This window comes from Niallia sp. HCP3S3_B10, assembly GCF_052064465.1.
GTDB classification, from domain to species: Bacteria; Bacillota; Bacilli; order Bacillales; family Cytobacillaceae; genus Niallia; species Niallia hominis.
The window spans coordinates 68,036-87,850 of sequence record NZ_JBQHVO010000005.1 but is presented as its reverse complement, the minus strand read 5'-3'; the positions used below and the strand labels follow the sequence as shown (position 1 = coordinate 87,850).

16 protein-coding genes are annotated in these 19,815 nt (G+C 35.2%); 14 read left to right on the top strand and 2 right to left on the bottom strand.

All coding sequences use genetic code 11. The features are described 5' to 3' along the window. The first annotated feature begins 34 nt into the window (after positions 1-34). From ACTNDN_RS04725 to murB, 8 genes are all read left to right on the top strand, one after another. Positions 35-1,648 (top strand): peptide ABC transporter substrate-binding protein, encoded by a 1,614-nt coding sequence (locus tag ACTNDN_RS04725; protein ID WP_251627861.1) that lies wholly within the window; start codon positions 35-37, stop codon positions 1,646-1,648. 74 nt (positions 1,649-1,722) lie between these two features. Continuing rightward, positions 1,723-2,652, top strand: coding sequence for an LD-carboxypeptidase (locus ACTNDN_RS04720; RefSeq protein WP_396953870.1), 930 nt, complete (start codon positions 1,723-1,725; stop codon positions 2,650-2,652). An 87-nt stretch (positions 2,653-2,739) separates the two neighbouring features. After that, complete coding sequence (locus tag ACTNDN_RS04715) at positions 2,740-3,840, top strand: mandelate racemase/muconate lactonizing enzyme family protein (RefSeq protein ID WP_109767894.1); 1,101 nt, start codon at positions 2,740-2,742, stop codon at positions 3,838-3,840. After that, the gene (locus tag ACTNDN_RS04710) at positions 3,837-4,754 is read left to right on the top strand and encodes a C40 family peptidase (protein WP_109767895.1); all 918 of its coding nucleotides are present in this window, start codon (positions 3,837-3,839) and stop codon (positions 4,752-4,754) included. Before ACTNDN_RS04715 ends, ACTNDN_RS04710 begins: the two co-directional genes overlap by 4 nt. Before the next feature lie 12 nt (positions 4,755-4,766). Beyond that, a complete protein-coding gene (locus ACTNDN_RS04705) occupies positions 4,767-5,726 on the top strand; it encodes an ABC transporter ATP-binding protein (protein WP_031534985.1) in 960 nt (319 codons plus the stop codon). Between the two features lie 11 nt (positions 5,727-5,737). Next, complete coding sequence (locus ACTNDN_RS04700) at positions 5,738-6,520, top strand: serine hydrolase (protein ID WP_235248441.1); 783 nt, start codon at positions 5,738-5,740, stop codon at positions 6,518-6,520. Positions 6,521-6,803: 283 nt separating this feature from the next. Further along, entirely contained in the window at positions 6,804-7,622 is an 819-nt protein-coding gene (locus ACTNDN_RS04695) for an ABC transporter ATP-binding protein (RefSeq protein ID WP_109767897.1), read from the top strand. Between the two features lie 243 nt (positions 7,623-7,865). Then, the gene (murB, locus tag ACTNDN_RS04690; RefSeq protein WP_031536235.1) at positions 7,866-8,777 is read left to right on the top strand and encodes a UDP-N-acetylmuramate dehydrogenase; all 912 of its coding nucleotides are present in this window, start codon (positions 7,866-7,868) and stop codon (positions 8,775-8,777) included. A 428-nt stretch (positions 8,778-9,205) separates the two neighbouring features. Here the strand turns inward: murB and ACTNDN_RS04685 are convergent, their stop codons facing one another. Continuing rightward, on the bottom strand, positions 9,206-9,817 hold the full coding sequence (locus tag ACTNDN_RS04685; RefSeq protein ID WP_051640926.1) for a VanZ family protein: 612 nt from the start codon (positions 9,815-9,817) through the stop codon (positions 9,206-9,208). Positions 9,818-9,976: 159 nt separating this feature from the next. Here ACTNDN_RS04685 and ACTNDN_RS04680 point away from each other — a divergent pair, with 159 nt between their 5' ends. Both ACTNDN_RS04680 and ilvD read left to right on the top strand, forming a co-directional pair. Continuing rightward, a complete protein-coding gene (locus ACTNDN_RS04680; RefSeq protein ID WP_396953869.1) occupies positions 9,977-10,909 on the top strand; it encodes an aldo/keto reductase in 933 nt (310 codons plus the stop codon). Between the two features lie 502 nt (positions 10,910-11,411). Continuing rightward, the gene (ilvD, locus tag ACTNDN_RS04675; RefSeq protein ID WP_031536239.1) at positions 11,412-13,088 is read left to right on the top strand and encodes a dihydroxy-acid dehydratase; all 1,677 of its coding nucleotides are present in this window, start codon (positions 11,412-11,414) and stop codon (positions 13,086-13,088) included. Between the two features lie 98 nt (positions 13,089-13,186). Here ilvD and ACTNDN_RS04670 read toward each other — a convergent pair whose 3' ends face one another. Further along, positions 13,187-14,218, bottom strand: coding sequence for an AI-2E family transporter (locus tag ACTNDN_RS04670; RefSeq protein ID WP_031536240.1), 1,032 nt, complete (start codon positions 14,216-14,218; stop codon positions 13,187-13,189). A 227-nt stretch (positions 14,219-14,445) separates the two neighbouring features. Here ACTNDN_RS04670 and ACTNDN_RS04665 point away from each other — a divergent pair, with 227 nt between their 5' ends. From ACTNDN_RS04665 to ACTNDN_RS04650, 4 genes are all read left to right on the top strand, one after another. Beyond that, positions 14,446-14,838: a MerR family transcriptional regulator gene (locus ACTNDN_RS04665; RefSeq protein WP_231512521.1), complete on the top strand. Its 393-nt coding sequence runs from the start codon at positions 14,446-14,448 to the stop codon at positions 14,836-14,838. 140 nt (positions 14,839-14,978) lie between these two features. Further along, positions 14,979-16,283 carry a hemolysin family protein gene (locus tag ACTNDN_RS04660; protein ID WP_048716901.1) on the top strand — a complete coding sequence of 435 codons (1,305 nt, stop codon included), beginning with the start codon at positions 14,979-14,981 and terminating at the stop codon, positions 16,281-16,283. A gap of 93 nt (positions 16,284-16,376) precedes the next feature. Beyond that, a complete protein-coding gene (locus ACTNDN_RS04655; RefSeq protein ID WP_031536243.1) occupies positions 16,377-16,763 on the top strand; it encodes a hypothetical protein in 387 nt (128 codons plus the stop codon). Between the two features lie 433 nt (positions 16,764-17,196). Beyond that, entirely contained in the window at positions 17,197-19,296 is a 2,100-nt protein-coding gene (locus tag ACTNDN_RS04650) for a transglycosylase domain-containing protein (protein ID WP_251627857.1), read from the top strand. The last annotated feature ends 519 nt before the right edge of the window (positions 19,297-19,815 follow it).

Genomic DNA, 19,815 nt, shown 5'->3' with positions numbered 1-19,815 from the left:
GATTGCTAGATGAAAACGATGTGGGGGGAATACGATGAAAAAGATATGGATAAGTTTTTTGGCTATGGTTGTAATTTTTTCTCTTGCTGCATGTACAGCAAATAGTGATGCAGGGAAGGAAGAGTCATCTGGGGAGACGAAAGAAAAGATATTATATTTAAATAATGGACAAGAGCCTAGTTCTTTCGATCCGCCGATTGGTTTTGATAGTGTTTCCTGGACAGCTTTAAATAATTTAATGGAGGGCTTAACCCGATTGGATAACAACCATGAGCCTCAAGCTGCCATTGCTGAAAATTGGGATGTATCAGAAGATGGGAAAGTATATACTTTCCACTTAAGGGAGAATGCAAATTGGTCTAATGGAGATCCGGTTACTGCTGGGGATTTTGAATTTGCATGGAAGCGATTGTTAAATCCAGATACGAAATCGCCAGCTGCCTTTCTTGGTTATTTCATTGAGGGAGGAGAAGCATATGCAAACGGAGAGGGCTCAGCGGATGATGTAAAAGTTAAAGCGATTGATGAAAAGACGTTTGAGGTTATGTTAACAAGCCCACAGGCCTATTTCTTAAATGTCATCACCAATCCTGCCTTTTTCCCGATTAATGAAAAGGTAGCAACGGAGAATCCAGAATGGTTTTCAGAGGCAGATTCATTTGTAGGAAATGGTCCGTTTAAATTAACAAGATGGGAGCATGACAGCTATTTTGAAATGGAGAAAAACGAAACGTATTGGGATGCTGATACGGTTAAACTTAATAAAATACATTGGGCAATGGTAGATGATTCTAATACTGAATATCAAATGTTCCAAAATGGAGAATTGGATACTTCTGATGTTCCAGCAGAATTAAGTGAGCAATTATTTAATGAAGGAAAAGTAAAAGTAGAAGACCAGGCAGGAACATACTTCTATCGATTTAATGTAACAAAAGAACCTTTCACAAATAAAAATATCCGTAAAGCCTTTGCTTTAGCAGTTGATCAACAGCAAATTGTCGATTATGTAACAAAAAATCAGGAGAAACCTGCATATGGTTTTGTTTCTTATGGATACTTGGACAATAACGGAAATGATTTTCGTGAAACGAGTGGAGATTTAATAAAAACAGATGTAGAAGAAGCAAAGAAATTACTTGAACAAGGAATGAAGGAAGAAGGCTATAAAACATTACCAGAAGTGACGCTCACCTATAGCACAAATGATACACATAAGGCAATAGCGGAAGCTCTACAAGCAATGTTTAAGGATAATCTTGGGGTAGATGTAAAGCTTGCAAATATGGAATCAAGTGTCTTTACTCAAGAACAAACAGCATTGAAGCTGCAATTATCCAGAAGTTCCTTCCTAGCAGACTATGGTGATCCAATTAACTTTTTGGAAAACTTCCAAACAGGTTTAGCAATGAATAGAACGGGTTGGTCAAATGCTGAATATGATCAATTAATTAAAGATGCTAAGAGTGAATCTGATGAAGCAACACGTTATGAATTAATGTATAAAGCAGAAAAGTTATTGCTTGATGAGGCACCAATTTTCCCAATTCATTTCTATAACTATGTGTATTTACAAAATGATAGTGTGACGGGAATTGTTCGTCATCCAGTTGGATATCTTGAGTTAAAATGGGCAGATAAAAAATAAATGGAGGGGAGAAGGGATGAACGGAAGGCATCCCTTTTTTCCTTAAAGCATTCAAAAAACGAAACGAGAAAGGGATTAAAAAAGTGATAAAGCCGGAACGTTTAAAAAAAGGAGATACTGTTGCAGTAATCGCCCCAGCAAGTCCGCCATCGCCCAACTTTTTAAGGGAAGGTATTAGCTATCTGGAAGAGGAATTAGGTTTAAAAGTTAAAGTTGGACAACATGTTTACGACCATTACGGTTATTTAGCAGGAGAAGATGAATTTAGATTAATAGATTTAGAAAATGCATTTTTAGATAAAGAAGTAAAAGGAATTTTCTGTGCATGTGGAGGATATGGAACAGCAAGGTTGGCAAGTAAGATTAACTATTCAATAATTTCTCAAAATCCAAAAATATTTTGGGGTTATAGTGATATAACTTTTTTGCATACAGCTATCTCTAATAGCACTGGATTGGTTACTTTTCATGGTCCAATGCTTTCTTCTGATATTGGGAAGGAAGACTGTCATCCTTTATCGAAAGACCTATTCCAACAATTATTTGAACCAAAGGAAATGCTATATACCGAAGAATACTCACCGCTAGAGGTTTTAGTGGAAGGGAAGGCATCTGGAAGGATAACAGGAGGAAATCTTTCCCTTATCACAAGTTCAATTGGTACTCCTTTTGAAATAAATACAAAATCGAATATCTTATTGATAGAAGATATAAATGAAGAACCGCGCTCTGTAGATCGGATGCTTAATCAATTACTGCAAGCTGGGAAGCTAACCGATGCTGCCGGAATCGTTATCGGTGACTTCCATCAATGTCATTCTAAAAGAGATAAATCACTTGCATTAGAAGAAGTGATGGATCACTACATTCAAAAAGCTGGGAAACCAGCGATGAAGGGATTTAAAATAGGACATTGCTCTCCTCAAGTGTCAATCCCGCTAGGTGTGAATGCGGAAATAAACACGAATGAGAAAGTATTAATGATTGATAGTGGGGTGGAATAACGATAGAAGGAGATTGAAAGTTTTAGAACGAGTCAATAATTAATTAACACCATAAAACTAGAATTTTTTTAATAAGGATGGTACATAGTGAAGATAACAAGAATTGAAACATTCCGTGTCGCAGTTCCGTTAATCAAGCCTTTTAAGACTGCATTACGAACCGTAACTATTGCAGATTCTGTATATGTAAAAATTACATGTGAAAACGGAATTGTTGGTTGGGGAGAAGCACCACCGACTTTAGTGATAACTGGAGACAGCCTGAAAAGCATTGAAGCGTCTATTCATGAAGTGTTCAAACCATATTTATTGAGTAAAAGTGTTTTGCAACTCGAATTATTACTTCAAGGAATCCATCAAATACTTGTAGGAAATGTAAGTGCAAAAGCAGCAATTGATATGGCGCTTTATGATTGTTTTTCTCAATATTGTAAACTGCCGCTTTATCAATTATTAGGCGGATATAATAATACATTGGAAACAGATTATACAGTAAGTGTTAATGATCCGATTGAAATGGGAGAAGACGCAGCAAGCTATGTTAAGCAAGGGTTTACTGTATTAAAGATTAAAGTTGGAAAAGATGAAATTCAAACGGATATTAATAGAATGATAGAAATTAGACGAAGAGTAGGGAAGGAAATTAAATTAAGATTGGATGCTAATCAAGGCTGGAGCCCGAAAGAAGCAGTTACAGCAATACGAAAAATGGAGGATTTAGGACTAAACATCGAATTAGTTGAGCAGCCGGTTAAAGCAGCGGATATACAAGGGCTGAAGAAAGTAACCGATTCAGTAGATACTTTAATTATGGCTGATGAAGCTGTATTTACTCCGAATCAAGCCTTTGAGGTGCTAAAAACACGTAGTGCTGATTTGATTAATATTAAATTAATGAAATCGGGAGGGATCTACCGAGCTCAGATTATTAACCATCTGGCTGAAGTCTCTGGAGTAGAATGTATGGTCGGAAGTATGATTGAAACGAAATTAGGAATTACGGCAGCTGCACATTTTGCAGCAAGTAAAAAGAATATAACTCGTTATGATTTTGATGCACCACTGATGTTGGCTGAGGATATAGTGGGTGGAGGTATTCAATATAACGGAAGAAGCATCACTCTATCTGATCAATTTGGCTTAGGAATAAATCATATTCTTGGACAAGAAAAGGAGAATGTGGGATGAGTAAATATGATGTGAAAATAGTGGATGTTCCTGTTGCTACCCTTTGGACAAGTGAAGACTCGGCAAGGGAAATTGATTGTATGGCAATTGATAATCCATGTGATATGAAGAACTGGATAGATAGCCTTGATTATGAAAAAGGACTGGAGCTTTGTACCGGGAACTTAGTACAATCACAAGTATTGTATGGCCAAGAGGTATATGTCTTGGCAGAAAAAGAGGACTGGATGTTTGTTGCATTGCCCAATCAAGCGACTAAAAAAAATCAGCTAGGTTATCCGGGGTGGATACCGAAAAAACAATTAGTAGAAAAAGGGATTTACTCTTTACAAAGTGGACCGATTGCAGTTATTGAAGCATCTACAACAGATTTATGTGATGTCAATAAAGATGCTGTATTGCAATTAGCCTTCCAAACGAGGCTTCCACTAAAAAATCAAGAAGGGGAATGGGTACAAGTGACTACACCTACTGGAGAAGGGTGGATTAAAGCGGAGGATGTATCCAGTTATTCCTCCTCTCAAGATGTCCGTAAAGGAACGGGGAAGGATATAGTAAAGCAAGGAGAACGATTTTTGGGTCTTGATTATTTATGGGGTGGCATGAGTTCTTATGGTTATGATTGCTCAGGTTTCAGTTACTCCATGTGTTTAGCAAATGGTTATGTGATACCAAGAGATGCAAGTGAGCAGGCAGAGGCAGGGAAAAATGTTCCTTTAGATGAAATAGAGCCAGGAGATTTATTATTTTTTGCTTACGAGGAAGGGAAAGGAAAGATTCACCATGTAGGTATCTATTATGGAGAAAATAAATTGCTTCATTCTCCTAAGACAGGAAAAACAATCGAAATTATTCCTTTAAAAAATACAAACTATGAAAAAGAATTATGTATAGCAAGAAGATATTGGGAATAAGGAGAGAATGATATGGCACAGCAAGTTCTATTGAAGGTAGATAATCTATCAAAATATTTTGAATTAGAAAAAAATACGACATTACAAGCTGTATCAAATGTCTCCTTTCAAATTAAAAAAGGAGAAACATTTGGCATTGTTGGTGAATCAGGCTGTGGAAAATCGACATTGGGTAGGACGATTATTGGACTGTATAAAGCTTCAAATGGACAGATTCTGTATAATGATACCAATATGGAGAACATTTCTGAAAAGGATACTTTTTCGTTTCGTCGCAAAATGCAAATGATTTTTCAGGACCCTTATGCTTCGTTAAATCCTCGTTCTACTGTGCGAGAGATTTTGGCAGAACCTTTGGAAATTCATGGAGTGTATCATACAAAGGAAGAAAAAAATGCAAGGATAGATGAGTTATTGGAAAGTGTTGGTCTAAATAGAGAACATGGTAATCGATTTCCACATGAATTTAGTGGGGGGCAAAGACAAAGAATTGGCATAGCAAGAGCTTTGGCGTTAGAGCCTGAATTTATTATTGCTGACGAGCCGATTTCTGCATTAGATGTTTCTGTTCAAGCTCAAGTAGTAAATCTATTAAAACGATTACAAAGAGAAAAACAATTAACCTATCTATTTATAGCCCATGATTTATCGATGGTAAAGCAAATTAGTGATCGAATTGGCGTCATGTATTTAGGGAATTTAGTAGAATTAACAGATAGTAAAGAGTTGTATTCGAATCCACTTCATCCATATACACAGGCGCTCCTTTCTGCTATTCCGATTCCAGATCCTGATATAGAAGACAAAAGGGAACGAATCATCTTAAAAGGGGAGATACCAAGTCCGGTAAACCCACCAAGTGGTTGTGTTTTTCGAACGCGCTGTCCTCATGCAATGGATATTTGTGCCAATGATAAGCCAACTTGGCAGCAACGAGAAAATGGTCATTTTGTAGCATGTCATCTTTATTAGGAGATAGCAGAATGGATATAGAGAGATTAAGCAAAAGTATAAACAAAATTGCACAGGAGCATAGGGGACAAGGTCATTTAGGGATAGCTATTGAGTGGAAGGGACAATTTTTTTTTCTAAACGAAAGGGATGTCTTTCCAAGTGCTAGTCTAATTAAATTACCAATTATGATAGAAGGATTTATGCAAAGCCTAAGTGGAACCTTAGAGTTGGACGAGTTAATAAGAGTTGATAATATTCGGAAAGCAGGAGGAGCGGGTATCGTTCAATACATCTCCCCACAAAGCTATTTATCAATCGGTGATTTACTTACTTCGATGATTATTGTTTCAGATAATATGGCAACCAACTATTTGATTGAACGACTTGGACTGGAAAGTATTAATAGCAGATGCCAACAGCTTGGAATGTCCAATACAGTTCTTCAACGAAAAATGATGGATCAACAAGCAAGAGAAAGAAAATTGGATAACTATACTTCCCCTCTAGACATTATTCGGTGTTTAAAGGCTATTCAGAACGATAAGAATCAAAGTGCTAAGAGAATCCTAAGCAATCAGCAACTTCTTGATAAACTGCCCTATTATCTTGGAGAGAATCGCTCTATTAGGATTGCCAATAAAACAGGAGAGTTAGATAAGGTCGAACACGATTGTGCTATTATCGAGTACGAGGATGAAATTATCTATGTTGCGGTTTTAACAGATCAATTACCAACTAATCAAAAAGGAAAAGAGATCATCCAATTAATTGGGGCCAGTATTTTTGAATGTATATCCGACAAAAAAGTCTGAACTTGTTAAGCAGGCTTTTTTGTATGAATGAAATCATCTAAAGCTACAAGAAATAAATCTTGTTAAATTTGTTTAAATAGTCTTGAATGAAAGCTTTGTTCAAATTATAATAAATAATGAAAATCATTATCATTTAGTATTTCATTTATATGTAGGGAATAAAGAAATGAATAAATGAGAAAATAAGAAAAGTGTAAATAGAGGATTATTTTAACAGCTGTTTAATTCTACAGAAAAAATATAATAGATAAATTTATGAGAGAAATAAAGGAGGGGAGAATAAGTGGATATACTATCAACAGACAAACTTAAAATTGGATACGAAGACAAAATTATCGTCCATGATTTAAATTTACGTGTCCAAGAGGGAAAAATCACTACTATTATTGGACCAAATGGTTGCGGAAAATCAACGATATTAAAAACACTTGCGCGGATCCATAAGGCAAAAGCAGGATATGTTTATCTTGATGGAGAAATGATTCACAAAATACCAACAAAAAAAATTGCGCAAAGAATGGCAGTTCTTCCTCAATCTCCAGAAGCTCCTAATGGATTAACGATATTTGATTTAGTATCCTATGGGCGATCACCTCATCAAAGAGGCTTTGGACGCTTAGGGGAGAAAGACAAAGAAGTAATAAATTGGGCGTTGGATGTCACTGGGTTAACGGAATTGAAAAACCAGGAAGTCGATACGTTATCAGGTGGACAGCGACAAAGAGCATGGATTGCCATGGCGATTGCACAGGAAACAAATCTTCTTCTCCTAGATGAACCAACAACCTATTTGGATATGGCTCATCAATTGGAAGTTTTGAAATTATTAAAGAAATTAAATGAAGAAGAAAATCGAACGATTGTGATGGTTATTCATGACCTTAATCACGCAGCAAGATTTTCGGATCATATGGTTGCAATGAGAAATGGTCAATTAATGAAAGAAGGAACGGCAGAAGAAGTAATGACAGAAGAGGTATTAAGAGAAGTTTTTCAAATAGATGCTGTCGTAGTAAAAGATCCGAGAACCAATAAACCAGCATGCCTTTCCTATGATTTATTGCATCAAAAGGAAAAAGAATTAGTAATGGCGGCTAAGTAATCAATAAAAAGAGATTGCTTAGCTTTTTTTGTATTTTTCAACCTGTTAAATGCTGTTTTACCATCCAGCATGAATAAGCAAACTGGTCTTCCCCCTTTTATTAGCATGAAGAGAAGGGGAGTTTCATATAATGGGATTGAGTATGATTTCACATAAATTTGCTTAATAGCGTCGTACCATTTTATAATTTTGGTATACTATTAGAATAGTGTAGTCAGAAATACGTACAGAAGGTTGAGATTAATGGATAAAAACATATTAATTAAAAAATTTCTAGAAATATTGCCTAATGAAAGTGTAATGATTGATGAGGCGTTAAATAAATATACGTATACGAAAATTGGTGGGAAGGCTGATTTCTTGCTTTTTCCTCTTACGTACGAGCAATTACAGTCTGGGTATAAATTGGCATTAAGCGAAAATATGCCAATCACTATTTTAGGAAATGGTTCAAATGTGCTAATTAGAGATGGCGGAATTCGTGGAGTTGTATTTAATTTAACAAAGCTTGATGCTATTTCCCTTGATGGTAATAAAGTGATTGCTCAAAGTGGTGCTCCAATTATTGAGACATCTAGATTTGCCCTAGAGCATTCTTTAACAGGACTCGAGTTTGCTTGTGGCATTCCAGGTTCTGTAGGAGGAGCGTTGTATATGAACGCTGGTGCTTATGGGGGGGAAGTTTCTGACGTATTGGAAGCCGCAAAAGTTTTAACTAGAACTGGGGATATTCGCACAGTAACAAAAGCAGAATTAGAGCTTGGCTACCGTACAAGTAGTATTGGAAAAAATGGCTGGGTAGCATTAGAGGGAACTTTTTCCCTTGGAAAAGGAACATATGCAGATATCAAAGCAAAAATGGATGAACTTACTTTCTTAAGAGAGTCAAAACAACCATTAGAATATCCTTCATGTGGAAGTGTGTTTAAAAGACCGCCTAACCACTTTGCGGGAAAGCTTATTCAAGACAGCGGACTTCAAGGAACGAAAATTGGCGGTGCGCAAGTATCTACAAAACATGCTGGTTTTATTGTAAACGTAGAAGATGCAACAGCAAATGACTATCTATCTTTAATAAAGCATGTGCAAAAGACGGTAAAAGAAAATTTTAACGTAGACCTTGAAACAGAAGTAAGAATCATCGGGGAAGAATAGAAAATCTACCCGTAAAAAAGGTTATTGTTATAGGATGAGGCTGGGACAAAAGTATTTCAACTAATAATAAACACGAACTTTTGTATAGTTAGTATACATAAAAGTTCGTGTTTTTCAATTTGAAAAAAAGTTTAAAAACGAAGTGGAATGGAGCGGAGGACGCTTGACTCCTGCGGGAAATAGAGACGCTTAAGGCCCCGCAGCGCATGCGAGAAGGCTCAGCTTCCTCCCCCGGCGCATCGTGCGTCTGTAGCGCAATGGAACTACTTAGTTTTTACACTTAACTATATTTAAAAACATAGATAACCATCATGAGAAAGTAGCTTTATTTAAGAGCTAAATTAGATATTGTTCGTCTTTAAAGATTGGTTATTTAGTTTTGTCCAGCCTCTTTCTATATAAAGCTAGCATCTTAAAAAGATTAATGTTTAGCACTTATGTAATAATCGTCGCGCGAATAGCCCCATAAATAAAAAGAGAAAATAGCCAACCATTGCTCCAAAGATATTTAGAATGAAATCATCTATATCTGCAGCTCTATCTACAGTAAAGAAAAATTGAATAGTCTCAATAGAAAGGGAGCAGAGAATAGCAAGTCCTAGTATAACGAATGCTCTAAATCGCTTTTTATACAAAAAAGGAAGTAGAAGACCAAATGGGATAAATAAAAGGATGTTTCCGAGCGTATATAGCATCCAAAAAAAAGGCGGTTTATATTTGTATTGATATAGAATTTGAACATAAGGAATTAGATTCATTTTTCCGTCATTTAGACTAGGTGGAGTAAAGTGAAAAGGCTCCAATGTTACATAGATAACTGTCAGCATATATACGAAAAATAGATTAATTGGAAATTCTTTTGAAAGTAGTACCGCTTTTCGCTGATTGTTTTGTTGGATTCGAAAATATATCCATAAGGGAACGATAAGAATAAGTAGAAAAGGAAAATTTAATAGCAGTGAAACTCCCCTCATCGACCAAAGTGTAAGGAATAGAAGGAGAATAAGGAGAAAAAAGATTCCGTTTTTTAATACATGCACAGATAATCGAAGTCCTTTCTTTATTTGTTCTTCTAAAAAGTATATGATACTTGTTCAAAAATAGAATATAAAGCGAATTACTTTACTCTTATTACAGAAATACGCATACTAGGAGTGAATAGATAGTTGTCTATATACTAATGAAGGAGATGAATCTTTTTGAGTAGTAAAGTTCAAATAGGTCAAACGGCTATGCATGTTACGAAGCTGGGATATGGTGCGAACTCTGTCGGTGGTCATAATTTATTTCCGAATTTAAATGATAAAACAGGAAAAAATGTAGTAAGAAATGCATTAGATGCTGGAATTGATTTTCTTGATACTGCTTATGTATACGGATTAGGAAGATCAGAGGAATTAATTGGAGAGGTGCTAAAGGAAAGAGGTAACCGCCAAGATATCGTCATTGCAAGCAAGGCTGCTCATAAATTAGTGGATGGCAAAATACAACTTGATAATAGTAGAGAGTTTTTACGGAAATCTGTAGAAGACAGTCTAAAGCGACTGCAAACAGATTATATTGATTTATTCTATGTTCATTTTCCAGATGATGTCACTCCAATGGCTGAAGTTGCAGGGACGTTACAAGAGTTAAAGGATGAAGGGAAGATCCTTGCAGTTGGAGCTTCTAATTTGGATGCTGAACAACTAAAGGCATTTAATCAGGATGGCTATTTAGAAGTATTCCAAGCAGAATATTCATTATTTAAAAGACAAGCAGAGGAAATGTACTTACCGTATTGTGTTGAACATAACATTAGCTTTGTTCCATATTTTCCTTTAGCTTCTGGTCTATTGACTGGAAAGTATTCAAAGGATTCCACAATTAGTGATGGCAGACAAAATAATCCTCTATTTCAAGGAGAGGCATTTATTCAAAATGTTGAAAAAGTCGACAAATTAAAGCAAATGGCTGAAGAAAAAGGCTTTGATGCAACACATTTTGCATTAGCATGGCTATTAGAACAGCCTGCAGTTGATGTGATTATTCCAGGAGCGAAATCAACTAGTCAGCTTAAGAATAATCTGAGAACCTTAGAAGTGGCGTTAACAGAAGAAGAAGTGAAACAAATTAGTGAAATATTTGCTTAGGAGAACGGATAGGATAGACGGAGATTAACTGTCCATTAATATCCGAAATGGTTCTACTAATTCTCAGTGGGAGCAAGGAAACACACTAAAGTGATGATTCACTTTATTAAATAGAGAATAATGAAATCAATAAAAAGCAATGAAGGGATAATAGGAACTTCATTGCTTTTGTTTATCTATAGAGCTTTATTTACAGCCGTATTTAATGAAATTACTAACAGAAAAATTATTTTTATATAATATTAAGTTGGCTGAGAATGGATTAAGAAGGACAGGAGAATTAGAATACATAAGGTTATTATGTGAGAACTTCTAACATTGTCCGTTAGAAAAAACCTAATTTAACAATGTTTTTGTTTTTTGGTAAAAAGGATTGTCGATATCGATTTCTATTTATAATCTCAAGAAGAAATTATACCAATTTTGCTTTTATAGTGTTACAATAAGTAAAAGTTTAAATATACAGATTTTTCGCTTTAATCGGATAATTGGAGGGGTAGAAGTGACACAATTGAGAAGTAATATGATAAAGAAGGGATTCGATCGTGCGCCACATCGAAGCTTACTGCGAGCTGCTGGGGTAAAAGAGGAGGATTTTGATAAACCATTTATTGCTGTAGTCAATTCATATATTGATATTGTTCCAGGACATGTTCATTTACAGGAATTTGGAAAGATTGTAAAGGATGCAATAAGAGAAGCAGGCGGCGTTCCATTTGAAATGAATACAATTGGTGTGGATGATGGAATTGCGATGGGGCATATTGGAATGCGCTATTCTTTGCCAAGCCGTGAAATTATTGCAGATTCCATTGAAACGGTAGTTGCTGCACATTGGTTTGATGGAATGGTTTGTATCCCAAACTGTGACAAAATTACACCAGGAATGATGATGGCCTCCCTACGATTAAATATTCCTACTATCTTTGTAAGTGGTGGACCAATGAAGGCTGGTGTTACTAGTGATGGGAGGAAGATTTCTTTATCATCTGTGTTTGAGGGAGTAGGGGCTTTCCAGTCAGGCAAAATTGATGAAGGTGGTCTAAGAGAATTAGAGCAATTTGGTTGTCCGACCTGTGGTTCTTGTTCCGGAATGTTCACAGCAAATTCAATGAACTGTCTTGCTGAAGCATTAGGTCTTGCTTTGCCTGGAAATGGGACAATTCTTGCTGTCGCACCTGAGAGAAAAGAATTTGTAAAGAAATCTGCTAAACAGCTGATGCATTTAATAGATGAGGATATTAAACCAAGAGATATTGTGACAGAAAAGGCAATTGATAATGCCTTTGCATTGGACATGGCATTAGGAGGATCAACGAATACTGTTCTTCATACATTGGCTTTAGCACATGAAGCGGGCGTAGAATATCCACTTGAAAGAATCAATCAAGTTGCATCAAGAGTACCTCATTTATCGAAGCTTGCTCCTTCTTCTGATGTACATATTGAAGATTTACATGAAGCTGGAGGAGTTTCAGCGGCTCTTTATGAACTATCCAAAAAGGAAGGGGCTCTTCATCTGGATACATTAACTGTTACTGGGAAAACACTTGGAGAGAATATTGCTGGATGTAAAGTGAAGGATTATCAAGTGATTCGTCCAATCGATGATCCTCATACCTCAACAGGAGGATTAGCAGTCTTGTTTGGTAATCTTGCTCCTCAAGGTGCTATCATTAAAACAGGTGGTGTTCAAAACGGAATTCAACGTCATGAAGGGCCAGCTATTGTGTTTGACTCACAGGATGATGTATTAGAGGGATTAGTGAAAGGCAAAGTGAAGGAAGGGCATGTTGTTATCATTCGCTATGAAGGACCAAAAGGAGGACCGGGTATGCCGGAAATGCTAGCACCTACTTCACAAATTGTTGGAATGGGTCTTGGTCCCAAAGTTGCGCTTGTAACAGATGGGCGTTTTTCAGGTGCTTCTCGCGGTATATCTATCGGCCATGCTTCACCAGAGGCGGCAGAAGGAGGACCGTTGGCATTTGTTAAAGATGGCGATCATATTGTGATTGACATTGAAAATCGTACAATGGATGTTGTAGTACCTGAGGAAGAATGGCAACAAAGGAAAGCAGAATGGAAAGGGTTTGAATCAAAAGTAAAAAGTGGCTATTTAGCACGATATTCTAAGCTTGTGACATCTGCGAATACAGGAGCAGTATTGAAGTATTAATTCGGTAATGTTTATTTAATGAAAAAGCAGGTTAGATACACGGTACAAAGTGTATTCAACCTGCTTTTCTATTTATGTGTATAAAAAGGTAGACGGGTTTATTCCTTTATCATGTCTTTTTCTCTATTGGGATCCATACTTTGTACCTGTAAGATATCTAAAAGGAAAACAAACACAGGTATTCCAATGATTAAGCCCCATACTCCAAAGAAATGTTCAGAGAAGATAAGCACAATAAAAGTAAAAAATACAGGTAAATTTGTTTTCGATGACATTAGCTTCGGATTAAGAATATAAGCTTCAATAGCATGGATAACACAAATAAAGATAATCAATATAATAATATAGGTGTATCCACCAATTGTGTACCCAATTGTCAGCAACGGTATGAGGGAAATAATAACCCCTGCAACTGGGATAAGCCCAAAGACAAATATCATCAGAGATAAGCCTAGTAATTGAGGAAAACCAAGGATCCATAATCCGATAGTCGTTAAGATACAATTTACTAAAGCTATGATAACTTGAGCTTCTAATACTTTTCCAAATGTTAACACAAATTTTTTGCCAAAGAATTCAATTTCATTATAAAAAGGTGCAATTTTACTTTTACGAAAGTTTTCTTTATATTTTATTAATCGCGGCTTCTCTAAAAGGAAGAAGAAGCTTAGAATCATAGCGAGTATGAATTGTATGCTTATGGAACTGATACTTGAGAAATATTTGACAACAATGCCAAGTCCTTGTTCCAAATAGCTGTTGATTTGTCTTTCTTGAATGATGGAAACAATATAATTTAAGACCTCATTATCATGTGGACGGGAATAAAAATCCATTACTTGTCTAACTAATGCCGTTATTTCTTCTACAAGCATTGGCAAATATTTAATAAAGCTATAGGAAAGAATTCCGATGGTTACCAGATAGAGGAGGCTAACTATAACGTTTCGTTTAACGTGAATTCGCTTGGAGATAATTTTTTCCATGCGATCCATTAAAAAAGAAAGGATAAAAGTAAATAGCATTAAATTAATCATGCTTCTAAGCGCATAGATGCCCAGAATGATTAATGCAAAAATAAAAAACCTTTTTACCCCTTTATTCATAAGAAAATTGATAATTGTTTCCACTCCATTTCCCCTTCTTAAATATATTTTTCTTTTCTATTTATCTTCTTATATTTTAACCTAAATTGTATTTTAATAATATAAAAAGCCTACATTTTGTGAAAATTTAGTCAGCGTAAGGAAAAGCTATTATATATAGGAAGTTTTTTGCTTGAATCTTTTCTCATTCCCCTTATATAATAAAAAAGTAAAACTAAAACGTTATGGTTAGGAGGAGAAGCGATGGGGATGTGAAATTAAGAATTGGTGATTTGGCAAAAGTTACTGGTGTAACGAAAAGAACCATAGATTATTATACAAACCTTGGCCTTCTTCAAGCAGAACGTTCTCAAACAAATTATCGTTATTATAGAGAAGAACAAATAGAACAAATTAAAGTTATTGAAGAATTTAAAAAGAGAAAGCTAACGCTAGAGGAAATTAAGGGGAAATTAAATAATCACAAAATGAATACTTTGGATGTAGAGGAACTGAAAGAAAATATGAGGGATTTGAATGAAAAGATTCATCAAATGCTTCTATCAGTAGATATTCAGGACCATCATAAAAAGAAAGAAGTAAGAAATACTATATCTCATGAAAGTATATCTTTAATACAAGCATTGTTGCTTTTGCTAAATTAAACTGTTTTTTTAAGGTTTGCATAAAAAATTTAACTAAAAGGAATGGGAATTATTATAAGCAACAGCGTCTCTCCTTTTATTGGAGAAATGCGGATGCGCTTTTATTATCAGGAGGTGTAAGCCCCTTTACGGGCTACTTATTGGAAATTTTTAATTTGATTTTATTTGTGATATTAATTGCTTTAACTGCTTTTTTCGTTGCAACCGAGTTTGCAATAGTAAAGGTCAGGAGTTCAAGAATCGATCAGTTAGTTGCTGAAGGAAAAAAAGGTGCATTAGCGGCAAAAAAGGTAACGACACATTTAGATGAATATCTTTCAGCTTGCCAATTAGGGATAACTGTTACAGCTTTAGGACTAGGTTGGATTGGAGAATCCACTTTCGCGGAAATTCTTGAGCCACTATTTATTAAGTTATCCATTGGGAATGCATTATCTCACGTGATTGCCTTTGTTATATCCTTTTTACTTGTAACCTTCTTGCATGTTGTTGTTGGAGAACTTGCTCCAAAGACGGTTGCTATTCAAAAGGCAGAACTTATAACATTAACCTTTGCAAATCCAATTATTTGGTTCTATCGAATATTATATCCTTTTATTTGGTTGTTGAATGGGTCTGCACGACTTTTGACAAGTATCTTTGGATTAAAACCAGCATCAGAACATGAACTTGCACACTCAGAAGAAGAGTTAAGAATTTTAATGTCAGAAAGCTATAAAAGCGGTGAAATCAATAAAAATGAACTAGCATATGTAAATAATATTTTTGAATTTGATGAACGAATTGCCAAAGAAATCATGGTGCCGAGAACCGAAATGGTTACGATTAGTGTAGATAATACCTTTGATGAAATAATGAATATATTGGAAGAGGAGAATTACACTCGTTATCCATTAGTAAATGGAGATAAGGATAATGTAATCGGATTAATTAATATTCGAGAATTTCTAACGGCAACTGTTCAAAACAAACAAGAGATTCGATTAGAGGACTATATGAAACCGATTATTCGTGTCATTGAAACCGTTCCTATAAGAGAATTATTAATTAAAATGCAGAAAGAACGTACACATATGGCGATTCTGCTTGATGAATATGGTGGTACTTCAGGTATTGTTACTGCAGAAGATATACTAGAGGAAATTGTAGGAGACATCAGAGATGAGTTTGATGAGGATGAAATTTCTGATATTCGCAGAATTAAAGACGATCATTATATACTTAATGGCAAAGTATTAATCAGCGAAGTAAACGATCTTTTAGGAACTCATTTATCTGAGGAGGAAGTGGATACGATTGGCGGATGGTTTTTGACTAAAAATTTTGAAGCGGTTGAAGGGGATATTTTGGAAGAAGAAGGATATATCTTTAAAATAAAAAATATTGAAGAACATCACATCCATTTTATTGAAGTGATGAAAGATACTAGTGCAGTGGAAGTTTGATTAAAAAAACGGATTTTATAGAAGGGGAAACCCTTCTTTTTTTGGTGTATAAATTGTTGGTTAAATAGAATCTTTTAAGAGAGTTAACGCGGAATGCTGATTTTATTGGATTTTATTAATTTAATTGTGTCAGCATTATGTCTGCCAAAAGTATATTTAGGCCGTTTTGCAAATGTTTATATCGTTGACGACGTAAAACGAGTTGGTCGATCACCATTAAGAAAATTAGGTGGCAATGATCGATTAGTCGCTCCTGCTTTAGCATATTATAGGGAGTTTAACGAAATTCCTTCTTACTTAGTTGAAGTGATGGCATCAGCACTTCGCTTTTATACACCGGAAGATCAAGAGTCTATTGAGTTAAAGAACTTAATAGATGAAAATGGAGTTCAAACAGCTTTCAGTAAAGTATCAGGTTTAAATGAAGACCATGCTTTAGTGAAAGAAGTAGTGCTTGCTTATAACAATATTAATGCATAAAAAAATCCAATGTAGCCTAAGGCGAATAGCCCTGGCTGCATTGGATTTTTTCTTTTAGCGTGTAGCAGTACTAGAGTTTACCTTGGACTGTTTCCGCTTGTCCCACATTTTTTTGGCGAAGGGATAAATGATAGGTCCCCACGTAATCAATCGTCTGAACATTTTTTTCATTATCTCTCACATCCTTTTTCTTCTATAATAGGTCTTTTCCCGAAACTGCGATAGAATAAACAACAGAGCTCGCTCCTTGATAAATTTGGTAATAATAGAGAGGGGAATACCTTCTTGTAATTTACAAAAAAAGAGAATATAGTTTTGATAGATAACTTGCAACAAAAGAATGGAAATTAACGTCTAATGTTTGATAGGAAAGAGAGAAAAGAAAATATATAGTATTTATTCTATTTAGTAAAAGTAAAGGATAGGTTATAGAATGGAAAGACTAAAACCGTATTGGGAAGGGTTTCGACGCTTTTGGAAGAAGAGACATCTTACCCAAATTATACTTTTGGGTGGGTTACTGTTTGTTTTGTTGGCAATATTATATTTTACGTATTTAGCGACACAGGCAAATGTTAGTACCTTGAAGGCTGGTTTAAGCCAGGCAACGATTATTTACGATAAAGATGGGGACGAAGCAACCCAAATAAGAACAGAAAGAACGGAAGGAATAGAATTGGAGGATGTACCTGAATATGTTCCGGCAGCTGTTGTTTCTATTGAAGATGAACGTTTTTATGAACATAATGGGTTTGATATAAAAGGAATTACTCGGGCCTTTTTTAAAAATATTTTTGCAGGAAGAATTACAGGTGGAGGCAGTACCATTACGCAACAATTAACAAAAAATGCCTTGTTAACTTCCGAACAGACGTATAAACGGAAAGCAGAGGAATTATTTTTAGCAGTAGAAATAGAGAAGCATTATAAAAAAGAAGAAATACTACAAATGTATTTAAACCATGTTTATTTTGGTAGTGGAGCATGGGGGATTAGCCAAGCTTCTTTAAAGTACTTTAATAAAGATATTAAAGAAGTATCAATAAGTGAAGCTGCTTTACTTGCAGGGATATTACAGGCTCCCTCTGCATTAGATCCCTATAATAATTATGATGGGGCAGTTTCCCGCCGTAATGTGGTTCTAAAGAAAATGCTAGATTTAAACGAAATAACAGAGAAAGAATATCAAAAGGCAGTAAAAGAAAAAATTGTTTTAGAAAATGGGGGAGGCTCCTTTATTGAAAGAGAATATCCTTACTTTGTAGATGCGGTTATCGATGAAGCAATCAATAAATATGGTCTTACTCAGGAAGAAATCTTGAAAAGAGGCTATAAAATTTATACAGAGATGGACCAAAATCTTCAATCAACATTAGAAAAGACCTTTGCTCGCGATTCTCTTTTCCCAAAAAGCGCTGATGGGACATTAGTGCAAGGTGGAGCAGTGCTGCTTGACCCAGAAACAGGTGGGGTAAGAGGATTAGTCGGAGGAAGAGGAGAGCAAGTTTTCAGAGGATTTAATCGAGCTACTCAAATTAAAGTACAACCAGGATCTACAATGAAGCCACTTGCGGTTTATACACCAGCTTTAGAAAAAGGATATAAGATAGATTCGATGCTTGAGGATAAACCTTTTAAGAAAGGGAAATATGAACCACAAAACTTTACAAAAACATTTAAGGGAGAAGTCCCAATGTATGAAGCTTTAGAAGAATCCTTAAATGTTCCAGCTGTCTGGCTATTAGACCAAATTGGATTAGAAACGGGACTTAAATCGCTTGATCGATTTGGAATTCCGTATGAAAAAGATGATGAGTATTTAGGGATTGCTTTAGGTGGAATGACTACAGGTGTTTCCCCTTTACAAATGGCCAGTGCTTATTCTACGTTCCCAAATGATGGTGTTCGAATGGAGAATCATTTGATTACAAAAATTATTGGACCAACAGGTAACGTTATTGCGGAATATGAACCTGAATCAACAAGAGTAACATCAAAATCAGTCACAGATGATATGACTTCGATGCTACTGGATGTTATAAAATCAGGAACAGGTCAAGGTGCAAAAGTGACTGGATTCCAAATTGCGGGAAAAACAGGATCTACTCAATTAGATAATGGTAATATTTCTGGTACAAAGGACCAATGGTTTGTGGGTTATACCCCAAATCTAGTTGGTGCCATGTGGCTCGGTTATGATAAAACAGATGATCAACATTATCTTCCAAGCAAAAGCTCGGGGGATGTAGTACCAATTTTTAAGACAATTATGGATCAGGCTGTACAATACGTAGAACCGGAAAATTTTAAAGTATTATCTGTTAGTGATAAACTAGCAAATAAGGATAATGGAAATGTAAATGAAAAAGTAGAAGAAACAAAAAAAGTAATTAAAGAAAAAGCAGAGGAATTAGAAACAACCATAAAAGAGAATTCTTCAAAATGGAGCCAAGTTGTAGATGAAATTAAAAAAGATGTGAAAAAAATAAATGACATGGTAAAAGGGAAATTACAAGAAATACTAGAAAATTAGTATTTGAACAAGGCAGAAATTTATACGGATACAAGAGCAGTTGCTACTGGTGGCGGTATATATTTCTGCCTTTTTTTATCTATCTAAAGGGTTTTTTTGAAAAGCATAACTAAATATGGATAATCTATAAAATAGGAAAGATAATCTAGTTTAATGAAGTATAGTCTGTGATAAATATAACAGAATAAACTAAATGAATAAAAGGGAATGAAGAGGAATAAATATTGGAAAAACCAACCAGAATATTCTATAATGTTTGTAAGCGTTTAAATGTCTTGTGAGAGAGGGGAACATAGAAATGCTATAGGTTGAAAAAGTATTTGTGACAAGAGTGTGGACATGGATTTTAATAATAGCATCTGATATAATAAAAAGGTTGATAAAATCTTGAATACACGGAAAACATAAGAATAGAAAATGTGAAAATTGGTAAAATTATACTTACGTTTTTTGTCACAAATAATAGGTTCGAGATATGATATCATCATACAGGTAGTAATAATCATTATTTTACCTATG

Coding starts and splice junctions, on each gene's coding strand:
- ACTNDN_RS04725 (WP_251627861.1), top strand. CDS start 35: ATGAAAAAGATATGGATAAGTTTTTTGGCTATGGTTGTAATTTTTTCT.
- ACTNDN_RS04710 (WP_109767895.1), top strand. CDS start 3,837: ATGAGTAAATATGATGTGAAAATAGTGGATGTTCCTGTTGCTACCCTT.
- ACTNDN_RS04705 (WP_031534985.1), top strand. CDS start 4,767: ATGGCACAGCAAGTTCTATTGAAGGTAGATAATCTATCAAAATATTTT.
- ACTNDN_RS04700 (WP_235248441.1), top strand. CDS start 5,738: ATGGATATAGAGAGATTAAGCAAAAGTATAAACAAAATTGCACAGGAG.
- murB (WP_031536235.1), top strand. CDS start 7,866: ATGGATAAAAACATATTAATTAAAAAATTTCTAGAAATATTGCCTAAT.
- ACTNDN_RS04655 (WP_031536243.1), top strand. CDS start 16,377: ATGCTGATTTTATTGGATTTTATTAATTTAATTGTGTCAGCATTATGT.
- ACTNDN_RS04650 (WP_251627857.1), top strand. CDS start 17,197: ATGGAAAGACTAAAACCGTATTGGGAAGGGTTTCGACGCTTTTGGAAG.